At 38.7% G+C, this 17,767-nt stretch carries 15 protein-coding genes and 1 other annotated feature; of the genes, 3 read left to right on the top strand and 12 right to left on the bottom strand.

What is annotated here, in order from left to right; genetic code table 11:
- Window positions 1-98: 98 nt before the first annotated feature.
- Entirely contained in the window at window positions 99-2,537 is a 2,439-nt protein-coding gene (locus IGK01_RS03085; protein WP_153830480.1) for a DNA translocase FtsK, read from the bottom strand.
- A 512-nt stretch (window positions 2,538-3,049) separates the two neighbouring features.
- On the opposite strand from IGK01_RS03085, the gene IGK01_RS03080 reads away from it, so the two are divergent.
- Window positions 3,050-4,504, top strand: a complete 1,455-nt coding sequence (locus IGK01_RS03080) for a metallophosphoesterase (protein WP_438747718.1) — start codon at window positions 3,050-3,052, stop codon at window positions 4,502-4,504.
- 136 nt (window positions 4,505-4,640) lie between these two features.
- Here IGK01_RS03080 and IGK01_RS03075 read toward each other — a convergent pair whose 3' ends face one another.
- From IGK01_RS03075 to IGK01_RS03060, 4 genes are all read right to left on the bottom strand, one after another.
- Window positions 4,641-6,086, bottom strand: a complete 1,446-nt coding sequence (locus tag IGK01_RS03075; protein WP_066025120.1) for a glycoside hydrolase family 1 protein — start codon at window positions 6,084-6,086, stop codon at window positions 4,641-4,643.
- 205 nt (window positions 6,087-6,291) lie between these two features.
- Window positions 6,292-7,104 carry an amino acid ABC transporter substrate-binding protein gene (locus IGK01_RS03070; RefSeq protein WP_010736164.1) on the bottom strand — a complete coding sequence of 271 codons (813 nt, stop codon included), beginning with the start codon at window positions 7,102-7,104 and terminating at the stop codon, window positions 6,292-6,294.
- An 18-nt stretch (window positions 7,105-7,122) separates the two neighbouring features.
- Window positions 7,123-7,758 (bottom strand): amino acid ABC transporter ATP-binding protein, encoded by a 636-nt coding sequence (locus IGK01_RS03065; RefSeq protein ID WP_010736165.1) that lies wholly within the window; start codon window positions 7,756-7,758, stop codon window positions 7,123-7,125.
- 20 nt (window positions 7,759-7,778) lie between these two features.
- Window positions 7,779-8,420, bottom strand: a complete 642-nt coding sequence (locus IGK01_RS03060) for an amino acid ABC transporter permease (RefSeq protein WP_010736166.1) — start codon at window positions 8,418-8,420, stop codon at window positions 7,779-7,781.
- Window positions 8,421-8,511: 91 nt separating this feature from the next.
- Window positions 8,512-8,742 (bottom strand) — a binding site (T-box leader).
- 92 nt (window positions 8,743-8,834) lie between these two features.
- Here IGK01_RS03060 and IGK01_RS03055 point away from each other — a divergent pair.
- Window positions 8,835-9,320 (top strand): YbaK/EbsC family protein, encoded by a 486-nt coding sequence (locus tag IGK01_RS03055; RefSeq protein WP_023519207.1) that lies wholly within the window; start codon window positions 8,835-8,837, stop codon window positions 9,318-9,320.
- Between the two features lies 1 nt (window position 9,321).
- Here the strand turns inward: IGK01_RS03055 and IGK01_RS03050 are convergent, their stop codons facing one another.
- From IGK01_RS03050 to IGK01_RS03040, 3 genes are all read right to left on the bottom strand, one after another.
- Window positions 9,322-11,397 carry a DNA topoisomerase III gene (locus IGK01_RS03050; RefSeq protein ID WP_080674304.1) on the bottom strand — a complete coding sequence of 692 codons (2,076 nt, stop codon included), beginning with the start codon at window positions 11,395-11,397 and terminating at the stop codon, window positions 9,322-9,324.
- Window positions 11,330-11,707: a DUF1033 family protein gene (locus tag IGK01_RS03045; protein WP_010736169.1), complete on the bottom strand. Its 378-nt coding sequence runs from the start codon at window positions 11,705-11,707 to the stop codon at window positions 11,330-11,332. The genes IGK01_RS03050 and IGK01_RS03045 overlap by 68 nt, the downstream gene beginning before the upstream one ends.
- A 124-nt stretch (window positions 11,708-11,831) precedes the next feature.
- The gene (locus IGK01_RS03040; protein WP_010736170.1) at window positions 11,832-12,398 is read right to left on the bottom strand and encodes a TetR/AcrR family transcriptional regulator; all 567 of its coding nucleotides are present in this window, start codon (window positions 12,396-12,398) and stop codon (window positions 11,832-11,834) included.
- Between the two features lie 147 nt (window positions 12,399-12,545).
- Here IGK01_RS03040 and IGK01_RS03035 point away from each other — a divergent pair, with 147 nt between their 5' ends.
- Window positions 12,546-13,808, top strand: a complete 1,263-nt coding sequence (locus IGK01_RS03035) for a multidrug efflux MFS transporter (protein WP_023519205.1) — start codon at window positions 12,546-12,548, stop codon at window positions 13,806-13,808.
- A 50-nt stretch (window positions 13,809-13,858) separates the two neighbouring features.
- Here IGK01_RS03035 and mnmA read toward each other — a convergent pair whose 3' ends face one another.
- The 4 genes from mnmA to IGK01_RS03015 all read right to left on the bottom strand — a co-directional run bounded on the left by mnmA (window position 13,859) and on the right by IGK01_RS03015 (window position 17,702).
- Window positions 13,859-14,980: a tRNA 2-thiouridine(34) synthase MnmA gene (mnmA, locus tag IGK01_RS03030; protein ID WP_153830476.1), complete on the bottom strand. Its 1,122-nt coding sequence runs from the start codon at window positions 14,978-14,980 to the stop codon at window positions 13,859-13,861.
- 199 nt (window positions 14,981-15,179) lie between these two features.
- Window positions 15,180-15,803 (bottom strand): hypothetical protein, encoded by a 624-nt coding sequence (locus tag IGK01_RS03025; RefSeq protein ID WP_023519203.1) that lies wholly within the window; start codon window positions 15,801-15,803, stop codon window positions 15,180-15,182.
- 958 nt (window positions 15,804-16,761) lie between these two features.
- A complete protein-coding gene (locus tag IGK01_RS03020; RefSeq protein WP_224434552.1) occupies window positions 16,762-17,025 on the bottom strand; it encodes a hypothetical protein in 264 nt (87 codons plus the stop codon).
- Between the two features lie 389 nt (window positions 17,026-17,414).
- Entirely contained in the window at window positions 17,415-17,702 is a 288-nt protein-coding gene (locus IGK01_RS03015) for a hypothetical protein (protein WP_023519200.1), read from the bottom strand.
- Between the last annotated feature and the right edge of the window lie 65 nt (window positions 17,703-17,767).

Raw genomic sequence — 17,767 nt, 5'->3', positions numbered from 1 at the left:
TTACTACCTGTTTTTTTTCACAAAAAATATTTTTATGGACTAAACGCAAAATAAAAGCAAAAAATCAATTCGATAAGAAAAGATTTCTTGCTTTCATTTTATATGTCCTGATTTTCAGATAATGGTTGCTCCATTGACTCTTCCACTTGTTCAATAAAAACTTTTCGAGGCTTACTGCCTTCTGAAGGGCCTACGACGCCGTGAGCTTCTAATTCATCGACTAAACGAGCTGCCCGATTGTAGCCGATTCTAAAACGACGTTGCAACAGAGAAATACTAGCGGTTTGCATTTCGATAACTAATGCTTTTGCCTCTTCAAATAGTTCATCTTGAGGTTGTTCAGCTGAACCAGCTGATTCAACTTCATCCGTTGGCATCATTTTTTCTTCGTAATTGGCTTCTTGTTGATCGGTGACAAAGTTAACCACACGTTCCACTTCATGGTCTGAAATGAAGGCGCCTTGAACACGGATCGGTTTGTTCTCTCCCATTGGTAAGAAGAGCATGTCCCCTCGTCCTAAGAGCTTTTCCGCCCCATTAGAATCAATGATCGTTCGTGAGTCTGTTCCGCTGGAAACAGCAAACGCCATTCGTGAAGGTACATTGGCTTTGATGATCCCGGTGATAACATCCACACTTGGGCGTTGTGTCGCTAAGATCATATGGATACCTGCGGCACGAGCCATTTGCGCTAAACGGATGATCGCATCTTCGACTTCGTTGCTTGCAACCATCATCAGATCCGCTAATTCATCAACAATGACAACGATAAATGGTAAGGTCGGATGTTTGGTTCCATTTTCTAGATTTTTTTGTTGGACAAATTCATTGTACCCAGAGATATTTCTCACACCAGTTGCAGCAAACTTCTCATAACGTTCTTCCATTTCCTGAACGACTTTTTGCAATGCTTGTGCTGCTTTTCTAGGATTGGTCACAACTGGCGTCAACAAATGCGGGATACCATTATACATATTCAACTCAACCATTTTCGGGTCGATCATCATCAGTTTGACTTCATGAGGTTTTGCTCGCATCAAGATACTTGTGATGATGCCGTTGATCGCTACTGACTTCCCACTACCAGTCGATCCGGCAACGAGCAAGTGAGGCATTTTCGATAAATCGGCCGTTTGGACACGACCCGAAACATCTCGTCCTAGAGGTACTTCCAATAGCTTGTCTGGATGATCCGGTTGGGCTTCGATGATCTCTCTAAACGAAACCATACTGATCTTGCTATTCGGCACTTCGATCCCAATCAGTGATTTCCCAGGGATCGGTGCTTCCATACGAACATCTTTTGCGGCTAAAGCTAAGGCAATATCATCAGTCAAACTAACGATTTTACTTACTTTTACTCCGACAGCTGGTTGGATCTCAAACTTCGTCACAGATGGGCCTAAACTTGCTTTGACGACTTTCGCATCGACACCAAAACTTTGGAAAGTTTGTTCTAACACGCCAATGTTCTTTTCAATTTTCTTGTACTCATCACTTTGATCCACGGTTTGCGCTGAGTCTAATAAATCGATTGAAGGTAGCTCGTATGCTTGATTTTCTTCTTCTGCTTCGATCTCAAATTCTAATGCAGTGCCATCATCTTCAAATAACTCATCTTCGGAAGACTCTTGTACTTGGCTCATCTCATCCTGTTTAGGACGTTCCATAACAGGAGGTTGGACATTTCCTTGGAAACTGTCAATCGGCACAAAACTTAATTGTTCAGGTTCACTTTCTTCATAAATAGGAGAAGTTTCCTTTTGTACCTGATTCTTTTGACGAGTGGCTCGCTTTTGTTCTATTTCCGCAGCTTCAGCTTCGGCTGCTTCTTTCGCAGCAAGACGTTTTGCTTCCTTCGCTTCTGCTCGTTGTTTTTGCCGCTCTTCTTTCGCAGCTTGTTTACGTGCCTGCTTTTCTGGATCGCCTTCTAACAGTTCTTGGAATCTATCTCCCATGACTTGTAAGGCATTCAATAATTGATGACCCTCAACATTACTGAATAATACTGCTCCGCCAATAATCAATAAAACAGCTACGAAATAACTTCCCGGTTGAGCAATCAAAAAGAATGTCAGATTATAAATAAATGCACCTAACATACCGCCACCGACATTCGTGGTGATTTGGCTTTGACGAATATCTCCCGATAGTAGATCCCAAGTCGTTCCAATGATATTGGGTTCTCCGCTGTTCAATTTTCCAAAAAGATTGGCATGTAAAAAGAGTAAGATACCTAAATAAAACAGACCGACTCCCAGCCAACGACGACTCTTACCCATCGTGAATTCTCTATTTTTGACCATGATCCAAAATCCTAAAACTGCTAATAATACACAGAGGATCTGATACGTATTTCCAGCGACTATGCGAAAGCCATTCGCCACTAAAATGCCTAAAAAGCCTAATTTCAAAAACCCAAAGACGGCAAATAGTATAAAAGCAAAGCCAACACCGATCGCAATCATTTGCTCCTGCTGCTGTTTTTGTTTTTTAGTTTTTCTCTTCTTCTTAGCAGGACGTTTTTTCTTTGCCATGATATATCCCTCTTTTCATCAAGTTCCATTATACAAAAAAAAGCAAGCGAACAAAAGTTTTGTTTGCCCGATTGCTGATTTTCTTTTTATCTGATTCTTCAAAACTCTTCCTACGATCCTCGCCACCCCTTTTGCCTCCATGGTCTTCGCTCTTTCGTTGAGATGAGGATAGAAATTCTTTTATGTCTTTGTAAGAAGAATTATTTGTTGCAACACCACACACTATGAACAGTACCTATTATAGGAAGATATACTTTTTTTAAAACAATCAACTTTAAAGGAGGTTACGACAATATAGGAAATCACACCACTTTTTGTTTTGTCATAACACTCACAAGAATCAAAAAAGCCTTCGAGTGTAGAATTTCAAAATAAAAGTGAAACAAACTTTAAAAAATAAATTAATATAAGAGAATGGAGTAGAAATGAAATTTGAAAAGCGTACTAAAATATTAATAAATAAAATGATCAAAAGCATTACTTTGAGTGCGAGTATTCTAGTAGGTACAATTATGGTTGGCACTACGGCATTCGCAGACATCGACTATTCGTTTGTAGTTACCTCTGATCCTCAATTTCCATGGACAGCAAAAACAGATGATGGTATTTATCAATCAGATAGCGATCTCAGAGCGGAGTCCGCTGCGTTAATTTTAAATCAGTATGACAGTATCAATGATTATTCAACAAGCATCGGCAATAAAGTAATACATACCTATGTCAATGGGGATGTCACTGCTTACGGTCAAGGCTCTCAGTGGAGTCGCATGGATCAATTATTCAGTAGACTAAAAATGCCTTATTCTTATGGCCTAGGAAACCATGATATTGAAAATAATTTCGAGGATACTTTCCTCAACCAAGCTTGGCGGATAACCTTTAACAGAATGCATACCTATAGACCTCATAATTGGATTTCAAAAGATACTTGGAAAGAAGATTACTTTTTTGAATCTAAGCATGTTGGTAGCCTAAACTATTCACAAAAAATTGGGGATTTTAGAATGATCACAGCCAACAATTATCCCACGATGCATCTTTCTTGCTCTGGAGGGACTGGTCCTACTTATTGGTTAACACCTGGGATGGACTATATCGAGAGACAGTTAGAAGAAGCAAGAAGTGCAAACCAACCGGCTATTCTTTATATACATAAACCAAATGATTGGAAATTGGGAAGTGATCCCCAAGGAAGATTCAAGGCAATGGTAGAAAAATATTATGATAATGGAACGTTGCGAGCCGTTTTTGCAGGGCATTATCACAAAACAATCGGTAAGGTTTCTTACCCACAGTATTTTGGCAAAGTCCCAGTTTATTCTTCTGGCAGTGCTTCTCAAAAAACTTACTTAACTGCAGAAGTCGATCATTCAAAAAATGAGATGAAAATCTATCGAGTGATTGGGAATGTTTGGGAAAAGAAACAACTCATTGATACAATTGCTATAAATTCGAAAGGACTCACTGCTGTGAATGATGACAGAGACTACCAACAGCAAAAAGAATTGGCTAATAGGGTAGGTAATTCTTATCACATCATTAATTCTCTTAATAATAGTAGAGCGCTAGATGATTCAGCAAGTAGTGATGATGTCATCTTTTTTAATGAACATAGGAATACGAACCAACAATGGAGATTTGTATTCTATGAGGCTAACAATTCCTTTGTCATCCATAATCGAGCAAATAATTTTTCAATGTATGAATCAGATAGTAAATGGAATGGCTTCTCTATTGTACGCACTGGGGTTTTAAATGCTTCAGATAAACGGGCACAATGGCGAGTAGTAAGCGCAGGAAATGCCTATGGAACCATTCCTTTGTACAAGTTCAGAAACGTTCGAAGCGGAAAACTACTCACACTAAATTCGTATAGTGGGAAATTGACGGATGCCGCAATCGGCGCAACATTATTGACTGCACCTGATTTTGGTGTAACGGTGCTTCAACAATTTATGTTAGACTAGTGATCAACAGAAATTCTAGGTGATGTAAAAGCTAAAAGACAAACAAAAAAAGGAACAAAAGATGAGCAGTACCTCCTCTTTTGTTCCTTTTTTTAAATTGTGCCATCCACTTTAGTACGTATTATTCGTGCAATATTTATTGGTTCCCAATATTCGCGCCATTCTCACGAATTACTTGTTGGTACCAGTAATAGCTATCTTTTTTGTAGCGATCAAGTGATCCTTCTTGTGTTTCATCCTGATCTACATAAACGAAGCCATAGCGTTTTTGGTAGCCATTTAACCAGCTCAGCAAGTCTGTGTAAGACCATGTGCAATAGCCCAAGACTTCTGCACCATCTGAAATAGCTTCTTTGATGGCTTTGACATGACTTTCCAAGTAGTTGATACGGTAGTCATCATGGATTTTTTTATCTTCTGTCAATTTGTCATATTCACCTAAACCGTTTTCCGTGATCAACACAGGGATACGGTAGCGACTCGTGATTCGTCGCAAAGCAATACGTAAACCTTCTGGATCGATTTCCCAATCCCAATTTGTACGTTCGACAAATGGATTTTCTACTTTTTTGTACATGCCAGGCACGCCTGTTTCTTCTGATGAGCCTTTTTTACCTGTAGTATTCATCTTACCAGCGCCGACACCATCTAATGGATTAAAGGCATTCGTTGCTGTTTGGTAGTAGTTGATGCCTAAAAAGTCAGGTTTCGCAGATGCTAGTAGCTCCTCATCGCCTTCTTCAATCGTTGGCGCCCACCCTTGTTCTTCCAAGAATTTCATCGCAGCGATTGGATATTTGCCCCACATATAAACATCCATCCAATAATGTGCCATCAAATCTTCCGCATTTTCAGCAGCCAAAATGTTCTTTGGATCACTGTCGATCGGATAGTTTGGCGTATACGCAAAACTTGGTCCAATTTTCCCAGGCATATCCATTTCATGGAACGCATTGATCACTGCTGCATTAGCTAAGTTGGCAATGTGGTTCACTTGGTACATTCGTTTTGGATCAGTCACTCCTGGAGGATGTACCGCTAATAAATAACCGAGTGAAGTAAAAATATTTTGTTCGTTCAAACTAACCCAATAGTGGACTTTGCCACGAAATGCTTCGAATAATGTTTTTGCATAGTTCGTAAAATCTTCGATGATCTGACGAGATTCCCATCCTTGGTATTCATCTTGCAATGCTTGTGGCAGATCCCAATGATACAAAGTCAACATTGGTTCAATGTCGTGTTTGATCAATTCATCAATCAAATCCATATAGAAAGCTAAGCCTTCTTGATTGATCTCGCCGCGGCCATTTGGAAAAATACGTGTCCAAGCTACAGAGAAGCGATACGTTTTCAAACCTTGTTCTTTCATCAAGGCAATGTCTTCTTTATAACGATGGTAGTGATCTACTGCTAGGTCACCATTTGTTCCTTTAAATGTCTTACCTGGAATACGAACAAAGCGATCCCATACAGACTCTCCTTTTCCGCCTTCTTGCCATGCACCTTCTACTTGATAGGCAGCTGAAGCAGATCCCCAAAGAAAATCATCAGGAAATGCCGTTAATTTTTGGTGTTCCATGAACATCTTCCTTTCCTAGTTCAATCTTTACCTCTTTAGAATAACACGAAACCCTTTTCATTACCAAGTAGATTTTTGACATTTCTAAATAAAAGTCTAGTCATTTAAAAAATAAGTCCAAAACAAATAAAAAAAGCGGAGCAGCAGATGCTGTTCCACTATTTTGACTTCCCCTATGATTCGATCCTTCATGTCATCCTGTCACCTATTCTGGTGTGACATCTTCACCAAACCACTTCTCTGAGATCTTTTTAAATTTTCCGTTTTCAACCAATTCGGCTATGCCATCATTGACTTTTTCCACAAGTATTTCGTCATTTTTTCGCGCACCGACAGCAAAATCTTCTCCATCAAAGTCCCCTTTGATCACATTGAAATTGTCTAATTCGTCTCGTATGTTCAAAAAATACTCGGCATAGACTTTGTCGATCAACACACCATCTGTACGGCCACTTTTCAAATCGATCAATGCTTCATTAAAGCTTGCATACAAAACTGCCTCTTGATTTTTCACATAGTCTTTGAGTATTTCTGGATGTCTGACAAACATATCATAACCAGAAGAACCGTTTTGTGCGCCTAAGATTTTGTCTTGCATTTGTTCAAAGCTTGTAATACCAGAAGTTTTTGGTGTGATCAACACTTGATCATTTTTCATATATGGTTTTGTAAACAAGACTTTTTCTTCACGTTCTGGCGTTTTTGAATACCCGTTCCAGATCAAATCAATTGTTCCGTTGTTTAATTCGAACTCCTTCATTGACCAGTCAATTGGTTGGAACTCAACAGTAATGCCATATTCATCAAAGACAGCTTTCGCTAACTCAATATCAAATCCTGTCAGTTTACCATCTTTATCACGAAAACCCATTGGTACAAAGCTGTCGTCTAGTCCTACGATAATCTTTTTTTCTTCATTGATTCTTGACCAGCTTTCTGTCGCTGTCCGCTCATTCGTGCAGCCAGTTAAAAAGAAAAAACCAATCAAAGATAAAATCAAAAAGCTGAATTTTTTCATTTTCTCCCCACCGCTTTCCTACTTACTTGGCATAACTTTGATCAATTGATCCCCAACGTTTTCAGCAAAGACTAAATCGTGGGTCACGATGATTTGTGTCACGCCTTCTTCTTTTAATGAAAGAATCAACTTCTCTACTTGTTGGCGTAACTCTGGATCTAATGCACTCGTCGGTTCATCATAAGCTAACACTCGTGGGTTCATCGCTAACGCACGAGCAATGGCCACACGTTGTTTTTGTCCTCCAGATAATTGATAAGGATAATTTCCTAATAAATCACGAATCCCTAATGAGTCCGCTAATTCCTCCGCCTTTTTCGTGTATTCTTCTTTACTTTGTTTCAACACCATTTTAGGTGCCAAAGTAATATTGTCAAAAATACTCAAGTGTGGGAAAAGCTGGAAATCTTGAAACACGACGCCTACCACTTGTTCTTCTGTTTTCAATTCAAAAGGGTCAAATTTCGTGCCATCCAGGTAAAACTCACCACTGTCAGCTTTTTCTAAACCGGCTAAAATCCGTAACATCGTTGTTTTACCGCCTCCTGACGGTCCGCCGATCGCTAATGTTTGTCCTTCCGGTATTACTAAATCAAAATCTTTGATCACTTGTTTGTCACCAAATGATTTACTAATCTTTTTTAATTCAATCATCGCTGTTCCCTCCTCGTTTCTTAGCGGTAATAATTTAATTTTTCTTCAATTTGCTTCAACACGATCGTCAGCACTCCTGTTAGTGCGAGATAGATCAGTGCCACGCCAAGCAATGGAAGTAAACTTGCATCTCTCTCCATCGCGATCTTACCCGCTCGCATCACATCACCTAAACCTAAGATATAGATCAACGAAGAATCTTTCACTAGATTGATGACTTCATTGCCGACAGAAGGTAACACGATTTTTGTTACTTGCGGAATAATGATTCTTGTCACTGTTTGGAAAGGACTCAACTGTAAGACTTGAGCTGCTTCATACTGCCCTTTAGGGATAGACTGGATACCACCACGGAAAATCTCAGCAAAATAGGCAGCATAATTTAAAACGAATGCGATCAAAGCAGCTTCGAAACGATCAAACACGATCCCGATCGTTGGCAAACCGTAAAACACGAAGATCAATTGTAATAATAGCGGTGTTCCTCGCATGATCCAGACATACGTTTGTAGGAAATAACGGATCGGTTTAAAATGTAACGACAACCCTAAGGCTAAAATAATTCCTAATGGCAAAGAACCAATCAAGGTAAAGGCAAATAATTTCAAGGTTGTCAGCGCCCCTACTAACAACTGTGGCATCACTTCTAATAAATCATTCATTTTCTTTTCCTCCTCTTTTCTTTAAAGGGGTACATTGTTAGCTGTCCCTTCCAACCACATGAAAAACAAAAAAAGTCCTTTGATCCGAAGATCAAAGGACGCAAAATACGTGGTTCCACCTTTTTTTATTAGTTTCTCGCAAAACTAACCTTATCTGGTCGTCTAACAACGACCGCAGCTATAACGGGCTTCCCGGATTTTCTTACTGGCTGTTCAGAAAATCGACTCCAAGATGTGTTTCACAATCAGTTATTGCCTCTTCTCACCAACCAGAGACTCTCTTCAAACACTTAATTGCTACTCTTCTTTTCGATGTCTTTTATTTAACTTAATGAGTAATTTACCTGATTCATTTTTATTTGTCAATCTTTTTTGTGCTAAAATAAATAAAAAATGAATGGAGGATTGTTTTTTATGTGTCATGCCACGAAACAAGAGGCCTATGAATTGCTTGATCTATTGGCAATCAATTACCAAGAAGTGAATCATCCAGCCATTACTTCTGTCAAAAATCTAACTTTTACTTTACCAGGTCCACAAGTTAAAAATCTTTTGGTCAAATCAAAGAAAGGCAAACAAATATATTTTGTCGTCTTACCTGATGAAAAACAAGCCGACTTGAAGTTATTGGCAGAACAGTTGAATGAAAAACGATTATCGTTTGTGTCAGGAGACCAAGTCAAACAGTTGTTACATGTTCCGCCAGGTACCGTCAATCCATTTGCCTTAGTCAACGATTTAGAAAACGAGATCCAAGTCGTCATTGATTCCTCGATCGATCGCAAAGATACCGTGGGCTTTCATCCAAACAGCAACACCAGTACCATCATTTTTCCCTTTGCAGATTTTGAACGACTACTCGCTCATGTGGATCATCTGCCAAGGTATGAAGTCTTGTAACTTAACTATCCTTCATCGCAGCTTTTAAGGCTGCTGCTAATGGGCTTTCTTCCGGTTCTTCTGCTTGAGAATATTTCTTCATCAAGCGACGTTCTTCATGTTTTGTCATTTTTTTCTTCTGCTCTTTTTTTTCTAGCATCTTCTCTGTCGTCCCGTCAAATTTACAACGGAAGTAAGCGCCATTTTTGCCTTCAATGATCTCCATTTTGCGGTGACATTGTGGACAACGATGGTTAGAGACTTTCGGATCTTTCCGACGACGATAGCTACAATCTTGATTCGTACACACATAGATTTTGCCATCTTTTGTGTTCTTCTCACGAAGATTCGAGCCACAATCCGGACATTTCTTTTGGGTAATCGAAAAATCTTGGTATTCTTGCTTACTTGTTTTGATTTCTTGGACAAGTCGCTTCGTTTCTTTTTCGATGGATTGTAAAAAGACGTTGGCTTGTTTTTTTCCAAGCGCGATCGCTTCTAGATCTCTTTCCCAACTTTCAGTCAAATCTGGTGTCACAAGTGATGGATTGACCAGTTCTAACAACTGCTTGCCCTTCGGTGAGACTTGTAAGCCTTGCGGTGTGCGTTCCATTAATTCGGATTTGATCAACTTTTCAATGATCTCCGCACGAGTCGCGGGCGTGCCTAAACTGTGTTTTTCCATCAAACCTAACAGACTTGCTTCTGTCAAAGGTTTTGGCGGTGCCGACAATTCCTTTTTGATCGTAAAATCAGGTTGGATGCGCATGTCTTTTTTCCAGTCAAACGAATCCACATGACTTTCAGCAGACGTTTTCCAACCAGCTTCCAACACCCGGTTTTGGCGGAAAACAAATTGTTCGTTCCCAAATACGACAGTGATTTTCGTTTGACTGATTTTATGTGGTTCTGCAAATAACCCTAAGAATCGTGTCACGATCATTTGGTAGATTTTTTGTTCTTCGTTACTTAATTTTTCATAGCGTGGACGATTTTCCGTCGGTAACAAAGCATGGTGATCTGTTACTTTACTATCTTGGAAGACACTCGTTTGACGAACCACTGCCCCATTCTTCAAATAAGTTTTCACTTCTGGTGCAAAATCGCTGATGGCTTGAAGTCTTTCTTTCATGGTACTTTTCATATCATTCGTCAAATATTTACTATCTGTTCGTGGATAGGTGACGATCTTGTGCGTTTCGTATAAACTTTGAACAAGTCCTAACGTTTTCTTTGCAGAATAACCATAACGTTGGTTGGCTTCTCGTTGGATCTCCGTGAGATCATAAGGCAGAGGAGCTTTTTCTGTCTTTGTTTTTTCTTCAATGTTGACTACTGTTCCCTTACTCTGACTAAGGGTTTTAACAAACGCTTGGGCTTCTTCATGGGATTTCAAAGCAAACTGGTTTTTTTGGACCATTTTTGCTTGTTCATTGCCGACTGTCAATGAAATCGTAAAATACGTTTGTGGTCGGAATGATTCGATTTTCTTTTCCTGATTACGCACCAAAGCTAAGGTTGGGGTTTGTACCCGACCCGCTGATAAATTGTCTTGATATTTTACTGTCAGTGCACGTGTCACATTCAACCCGACCAACCAATCTGCTTTTGCCCTGGCCAAAGCAGACTCATACAGCGCATCATAGCTTTTAGCTGGTTTCAATTGGCTGAAACCTGTCTTGATCGCTTTGTCCGTTTGAGAGGAGATCCACAAACGTTTCACCGGCTTATTGAAGTGAACGTATTCCAAGATCCAACGTGCAACGAGTTCTCCTTCACGTCCGGCATCTGTGGCGATCACAGCTTCTGAGACATCTTTACGACTAGCCAATTGCTTGATGGCTTTCAATTGATGACCAGTTTTTGGTAAGGGTTTGATCCCTAGTTTTTTAGGGATCATCGGCAAGGTCTCCATCTGCCAGCTTTGCCATTCCTTATTCAGATCCTCTGGCATCTTTAGACCTAATAAATGACCAAGGGCCCAAGTCACGATCACCTTGGGTCCTTCGTAATAGTTTTTGTGTTTTTGATTAGCACCAAGCACCTTGCTTAGGTCTTTCGCAACGCTTGGCTTTTCCGCTAGAATTAGTTGTTTCATAAAAATCCTTTCTGCTTTCCAAAGTGATCGGTTGATAATCTTTCAGCAAAGCCAGTCCTTTGTATTGCTGCAAATCATCATCGCATTCTTCACACCAGCGCTCATCGCCATCATTCCAAAAAGCGCTAAGAAAATTATTTTTGGCATGGATATACTCATAGTTGTCTTTAATGGCCAGCCATTTTTCTTCATAGTTTTGTTGCGCTTCTTCAAAAGAGGAGAAAGTTTCCTCCATTTGAATATCTTCTTGCCAATCTTCAAAGAACCACCAAGGCTCATTATCACCGAACATTGTAATTACTTGATACATACATGCGCTCCTTTTCTCAGGTCATCTTAAAAACATATTAGTCACTTTCCAAGAAAGTTGCAAGAAATTTTGCTTAAAAGGGGCTTTTTATGAATGTTCAGAAAATTAATTTAAATGATGCCTTTTATTTTATTGGTAAAGTTGCAATAAAGTCGTCGATCATCCAGACATAACTTTCTTCTGGAGAAACATTCGGTTCATTGGTAAAGTACCCTAAAAAACGTAACGAAAGGTACCCATGGATCATACTTCGCAGTTCTCGACTTCGATGGACCTTTTCTTCTTTCGACAAAGAAAAAGCGTCAAATATTTGTAAAATGATTTGGTTCGTTTCGTGTATTCCCTCTAATAGAATTTCTTCATTTGTATGCGGTACACTGATCAGCAGTTCATAGACTGCCTGATTTTGAAACGCAAATGACTGATAGGTTTGCGCGTACGCTTGGATCGCTTCTCCCTTACTTTTCCCAACTAACACTCGACGTAATTGATCATTCAACTCCGTTAAAAGTTTCGCAGTCAACGCCGTTTTCACTTCTCGAATATTCTTAAAGTGGTTATAAAGCGACGGTGATTTGATATTCAATGCCTTAGCTAAATGTTGGAAAGTGATTTGCTGTACAGCCATCTCTTCTGCCAATTCTCGAAAGCAGTCTATGATTTTCTCTTGTGACAGCGTTCGTTTTTTCATTTGATTTCCCCTCTTATGGAATAAACTCAATCCCTTTAAGTTTACCATGAAAGACGAAGAGAAAAAAGACTTGTTGTTGATAAACTACACTTTGTAGTTTATAATAAATGATTGTAGATGAAAATTTTCAGAAAGAAGGCTTTAATTGTGGTGTCAAGAGTAAAAGAGACAGTATTCAGAAAAAGAGAAACATGGGAGAAAAACCTAGTTGTTTTGTGGTTTGGTACATTTATGGCAGGGATTGGGTTTAGTCTAGTGATGCCTTTTATGTCGCTTTACATAGATACGTTAGGAAATTACAGTACGTCACAATTGAACTTTTGGAGTGGCTTGACCTTCTCCTCTACATTCCTTGTTACTACTTTGATTTCTCCATGGTGGGGACGACTTGCCGATCAAAAAGGCCGAAAGATGATGTTGTTGCGCGCTTCTCTAGGGATGGCGGTAGTGATTTCCTTGATGGGTCTAGTAACCAGCGTGTATCAATTAGTCGCATTACGTCTGTTGCAGGGAATTTTTTCCGGCTATATCAGTAACGCTACAGCTTTAGTCGCCACTGGTACCCCAAGAGAAAAAAGTGGACAAGTACTTGGCACTTTGGCGACCGGCTCTGTGACCGGAACATTACTTGGTCCTTTACTTGGCGGACTTTCTGCTTCTGCTTTTGGGTATCGCCCTACCTTCTTTATTACCGGGACAATTTTGTTCTTCGTTTTCTTACTTAGCTTATTTTTTGTCCATGAACAATTTGTGCCAGTAGAAAAAAGCGAGTTGGTTTCTGCTAAACAAATTTTCCGTGACCTGAAATACCCACATGTCGTCATCGGCATGTTTATTACCACAATGATCATTCAAGCATCAAATAATTCGATCAGTCCGATCATTAGTTTATATATCCGACAATTATTACATGGACATGGCAACGTCACGTTGGTCAGCGGGATCATTGCTTCTATTCCTGGGATTGCCACCCTGATAGCCGCTCCTCGTTTCGGCCGCTTAGGTGATAAGATCGGTAGTGAACGAATCTTAGCCATCGGATTAGGCTTCGCCTTGATCGTCTATATCCCAATGGCTTTCGTAACGAATGTATGGCAACTTGCAGGACTACGATTTTTGATCGGGATCTCAGACGCTTGCCTCCTTCCAGCCGTGCAAGCATTGATCACTAAATACTCTCCCCCACAAGCTGCCGGAAGAATCTTTAGTTACAACCAATCCTTCCAAGCCACTGGAAATGTCGTTGGCCCCTTGATCGGTTCAAGCGTTTCAAGTATCTTCGGTTATCGTGGTGTCTTTTTATCCACATCCTTACTTGTACTTGCAAACTTTGTGCTGGTCCACCATAATACGAAGGAGATTCATAAGCAGGAAGAAACAAGCAATGGTCATGCTTTTGTCAATAAATAGCAAAAAAGCCACAGGATTCGTAAAAAATCCTGTGGCTTTTTTAGACTATCTTAGACGTATTGCAAAACTTTCGTTTCTTGATACGCATGATCGATCAATCCGCCACCTAGACATTCCATTCCGTCATAAAAAACAACGGCTTGTCCTGGTGTGATTGCGCGTACGGGTTCGTCGAAGATGACTTCTGCCCGATTATTTTCTAATAAGCGCACGGTTACCGGTACATCTTGCTGACGGTAACGGAATTTCGCTGTACATTTGAATTCTTTTGGCATTGGTTCATTCGTTGTAAAATGGATTTCGCTTGCATCCAAACTGGTTGCATACAATGCAGGGTGGTGGAAGCCTTGTCCAACATATAATGTATTCGTCGCAAGATCTTTCCCCACCACGAACCAAGGTTCTTGTGAATCGCCACCGCCGCCGATACCTAAGCCTTGACGTTGTCCGATCGTGTAGTACATCAAACCAGCGTGTACGCCTTTCACTTCACCATCAAGGGTCACCATATTGCCTTTTTTAGCTGGTAAATAGTTACTTAAGAATTGTTTGAAGTTCTTTTCGCCGATAAAACAGATACCAGTTGAGTCTTTTTTCTTCGCCGTTGCTAGACCGGCACGTTCCGCAATCGCACGTACTTCTGATTTTTCCATACCGCCTAACGGAAACATCGTTTTTGCTAACTGTTCTTGTGACAATTGGCTAAGGAAATACGTTTGGTCTTTGTTATTATCGACCCCACGCAACATATGTGACACGCCATTTTCATCACGTGTGACTTGCGCATAGTGACCAGTAGCAACATATTCCGCTCCTAAGTCCATTGCATAGTCTAAGAATGCTTTAAATTTGATTTCCTTATTGCACATTACATCTGGGTTCGGGGTACGTCCTGCACGATATTCTGCTAAGAAATATTCAAACACACGATCCCAATATTCTTTTTCAAAATTGACCGAGTAATAAGGAATCCCGATTTGGGCAGCGACTTTCGCTACATCCTTATAATCTTCCGTCGCCGTACAGACGCCATTTTCATCGGTATCATCCCAGTTTTTCATAAAGATCCCGATTACATCATAGCCTTGTTCCTTTAACAAAAGTGCTGTTACAGATGAGTCAACACCGCCACTCATCCCAACGACAACGCGTGTTTTGCTGTTGTCTGTCATGGTATCACCATCATTTCAATTAGATTCTGAAACATCTACGAGTTGAAGGTCGCAACTTTTCAGTATTTTACATTATACGTCATCTTTCTGAAAATTTCACCCCTAAATAATCAATTTAAAAAAACGACGTTTTTTAGTTGGCCTATTCTGTACTTTTCAGATACCAAAACTTTGCTATGAGAGGCGTTTTGTTCGTGATTCAGTTTCTTACTACATTCACCAAAAACAAAAGTAACAGCACAACATTGAAATATGTAGAAAACAAATAGTTGATAAACAATAAGTAAAATTTTCGCCGGCTAGTTTCAAGCTTTGTTGCGGCGTATAATCCAATCAAGCCAGAGATCACCATCAACATCAGTAAAGGAATCAAATAATAACTTTCGAATGAATGACTTTGAAAAATAATCAAATAATGAGCATAAATAAATGCGAGTGTAGAAATAGACATCGGGATGATCAATCCCATGATAAAGAATGCTTTCTTTTTCTCTAACTCATGAAGCGCGCCCACAATTAATACGTACGCAACAGGGAACAATAAATACTCCACCTTACCAAAGCTGACAAAACCTAATAAAGTTCCTAGTACAATACCGTACATCAAAACAAGATGAATGCCAATGAGCACTCTTTTTAAGAATGCTGAGGGGATTCTAGTTGAGTAAAACAAACTGATTCCACTGATGATCCACCAAGAATATTGGACTGTTGCAAATAACCAATAAAATTTGAAAACAAAAACTAAACTTCCTAATAGAAAACAAAGCGCCAATAGATAGAACGAAATATATTTATTCGGCATACTTTTTTTTACAAACATTCCACTCACTCCTTTTAAAACATACTTATCTAGTAGAAAACCACCAGCCAAAGATACAGAACCAGTTAACCAAAATGATCAATACTTTTACCCAACCGAATTTTATTCCTGTCGAAAAAAATAAACTAATCCCACTCAAGAACCAGCAAATCGTGGAAATCATCAATTTAGTCTCGCCAGTATATGGTAAATATGGTAAATACGGTAAAAAATAAAAAATCGCAAAAAAACTGACAAGCACATAAATAGTAGGGAAAAAACTTAAATCTTTTAGGTTCAATCGAAATCATTCATCTCACTCCTTTTTTCAACGATTACCGATCATAGCTTACTAGAAATAAACTCAATCACACGCATCAAACTCATAGCGGTCGCAAATCCATAATTTACGACTAAGAGAAATCCTTTCTGATAGTTACTCATCGTAAGACAGTTCGTAAAATAAATCCCCATAAGTCCAGGAATTACCATGTACAGGATAAATGCAAAACTTGAAAGTGGCTCTTCTCGATATAGAAAGCTCCCTATCATAAATAAGATAGACAACAGCATCGAAAGACCCAATCCTATTTTATGGAATTTCATGGTGATCTCCTATTCATCTTTTATTTATTGTGGCGTTATGGTGCTTTTTTCTATGTACAGTTACTGTTCATTTCACCAGTAAATAGAGTCTTAACTAAAGGAAAACAGCCAACCATAGATACAACTAAAGTTCAAAAAAAATGACTAAGTTTTTTAAGGCTTTACTTTCAATGAACCTTGAAAAAAATAAACTTATACTGCTAAGTAGCCAACAAATCGATGTCAATATTACTCGCCATTCAATACTATAGCGACCTCCTTGAACCATACTGAACGTAATCACACTGATCGATAAGAGTAAAATAATCAATGAACAATATCTTTTGTATGTACTTTTCATTTCAATCTCCCTTTCAAGTAATATTTAACTCTATTAATTGTTCAAAGTTAAAACAATTAATTGAATGAATTGTCCAATAATAATAAATGTAGCAAAAAAATAATTCAGAGAAACAATCATCCATTTGTATCGTCCAAGATTCGCTTTCATCGAATAATAAAACCCAGCTAATCCAGGAAATGTCATAATGAAAAACAATAAGACACTCTGAGGACTATCTCCATAAACGATTTCTCCAACAAAACAACAAATCGAAAAAAACATCGCAATTAATAATCTGAATTGATTATTCGTCATCTTATTCTCCTTTTAAATTTATGAATATCTGTAGTTTCAAAAATCAAAATATAAACCACCAACCATAAATACAAAAAATATTCGCTCCTACAACAATACACTTAATAAATTTATTGTTGATTCCTGTAGAAAAAAATAAACTACATCCACTCAATAACCAACAACTGATAACGATGATTCCTTGATATACAAGAGGCAAAGTTCTATAAGATGAAAAATAACTGCTACTAAATAAACAAGAAGCGAACAAAAAGATGATCGATAAAATCCAGTACTTGTTATTCTGTTTTATAATCATATGTGACTCCTTCTTTCTTAAATCCACTCACAACTAGATATAATTTCTATTAATTTTTAAATTGTTCAATTGATACATAAAATAAAATGTACTAACTTGTAAAAAACTCTATCCCGAAGACTTGTAACCAATAAATTACGATAATCAAGACGGTACTGTAAGTAGCGAAAAGGTAATTCAGCCCTAGCAGTAGCCATTTCAACTTCGTCTTTTTTATTTTTGTCGAACAATAAAAACCAATCAAACCCGGAAAACCTAAACCTAATGCAAAAAGAATCCCCTCAATTTCTCCACTTAAATAAATATGTATATAAAACAGACCACTGACACATGCAAGTATTGACAAAAATAAAACGACTAGATTCAATGCACGTTTCATACTTCTTTCTCCTCCATATCAACATCAATATTTCTCACTAAAAACAGAAATAGCTTCAAAAATTC

It is taken from the genome of Enterococcus sp. AZ080 (assembly GCF_051714945.1).
In the GTDB taxonomy this organism is placed as follows: Bacteria; Bacillota; Bacilli; order Lactobacillales; family Enterococcaceae; genus Enterococcus_B; species Enterococcus_B pernyi.
This window is presented reverse-complemented; position numbering and strand designations above follow the sequence as displayed.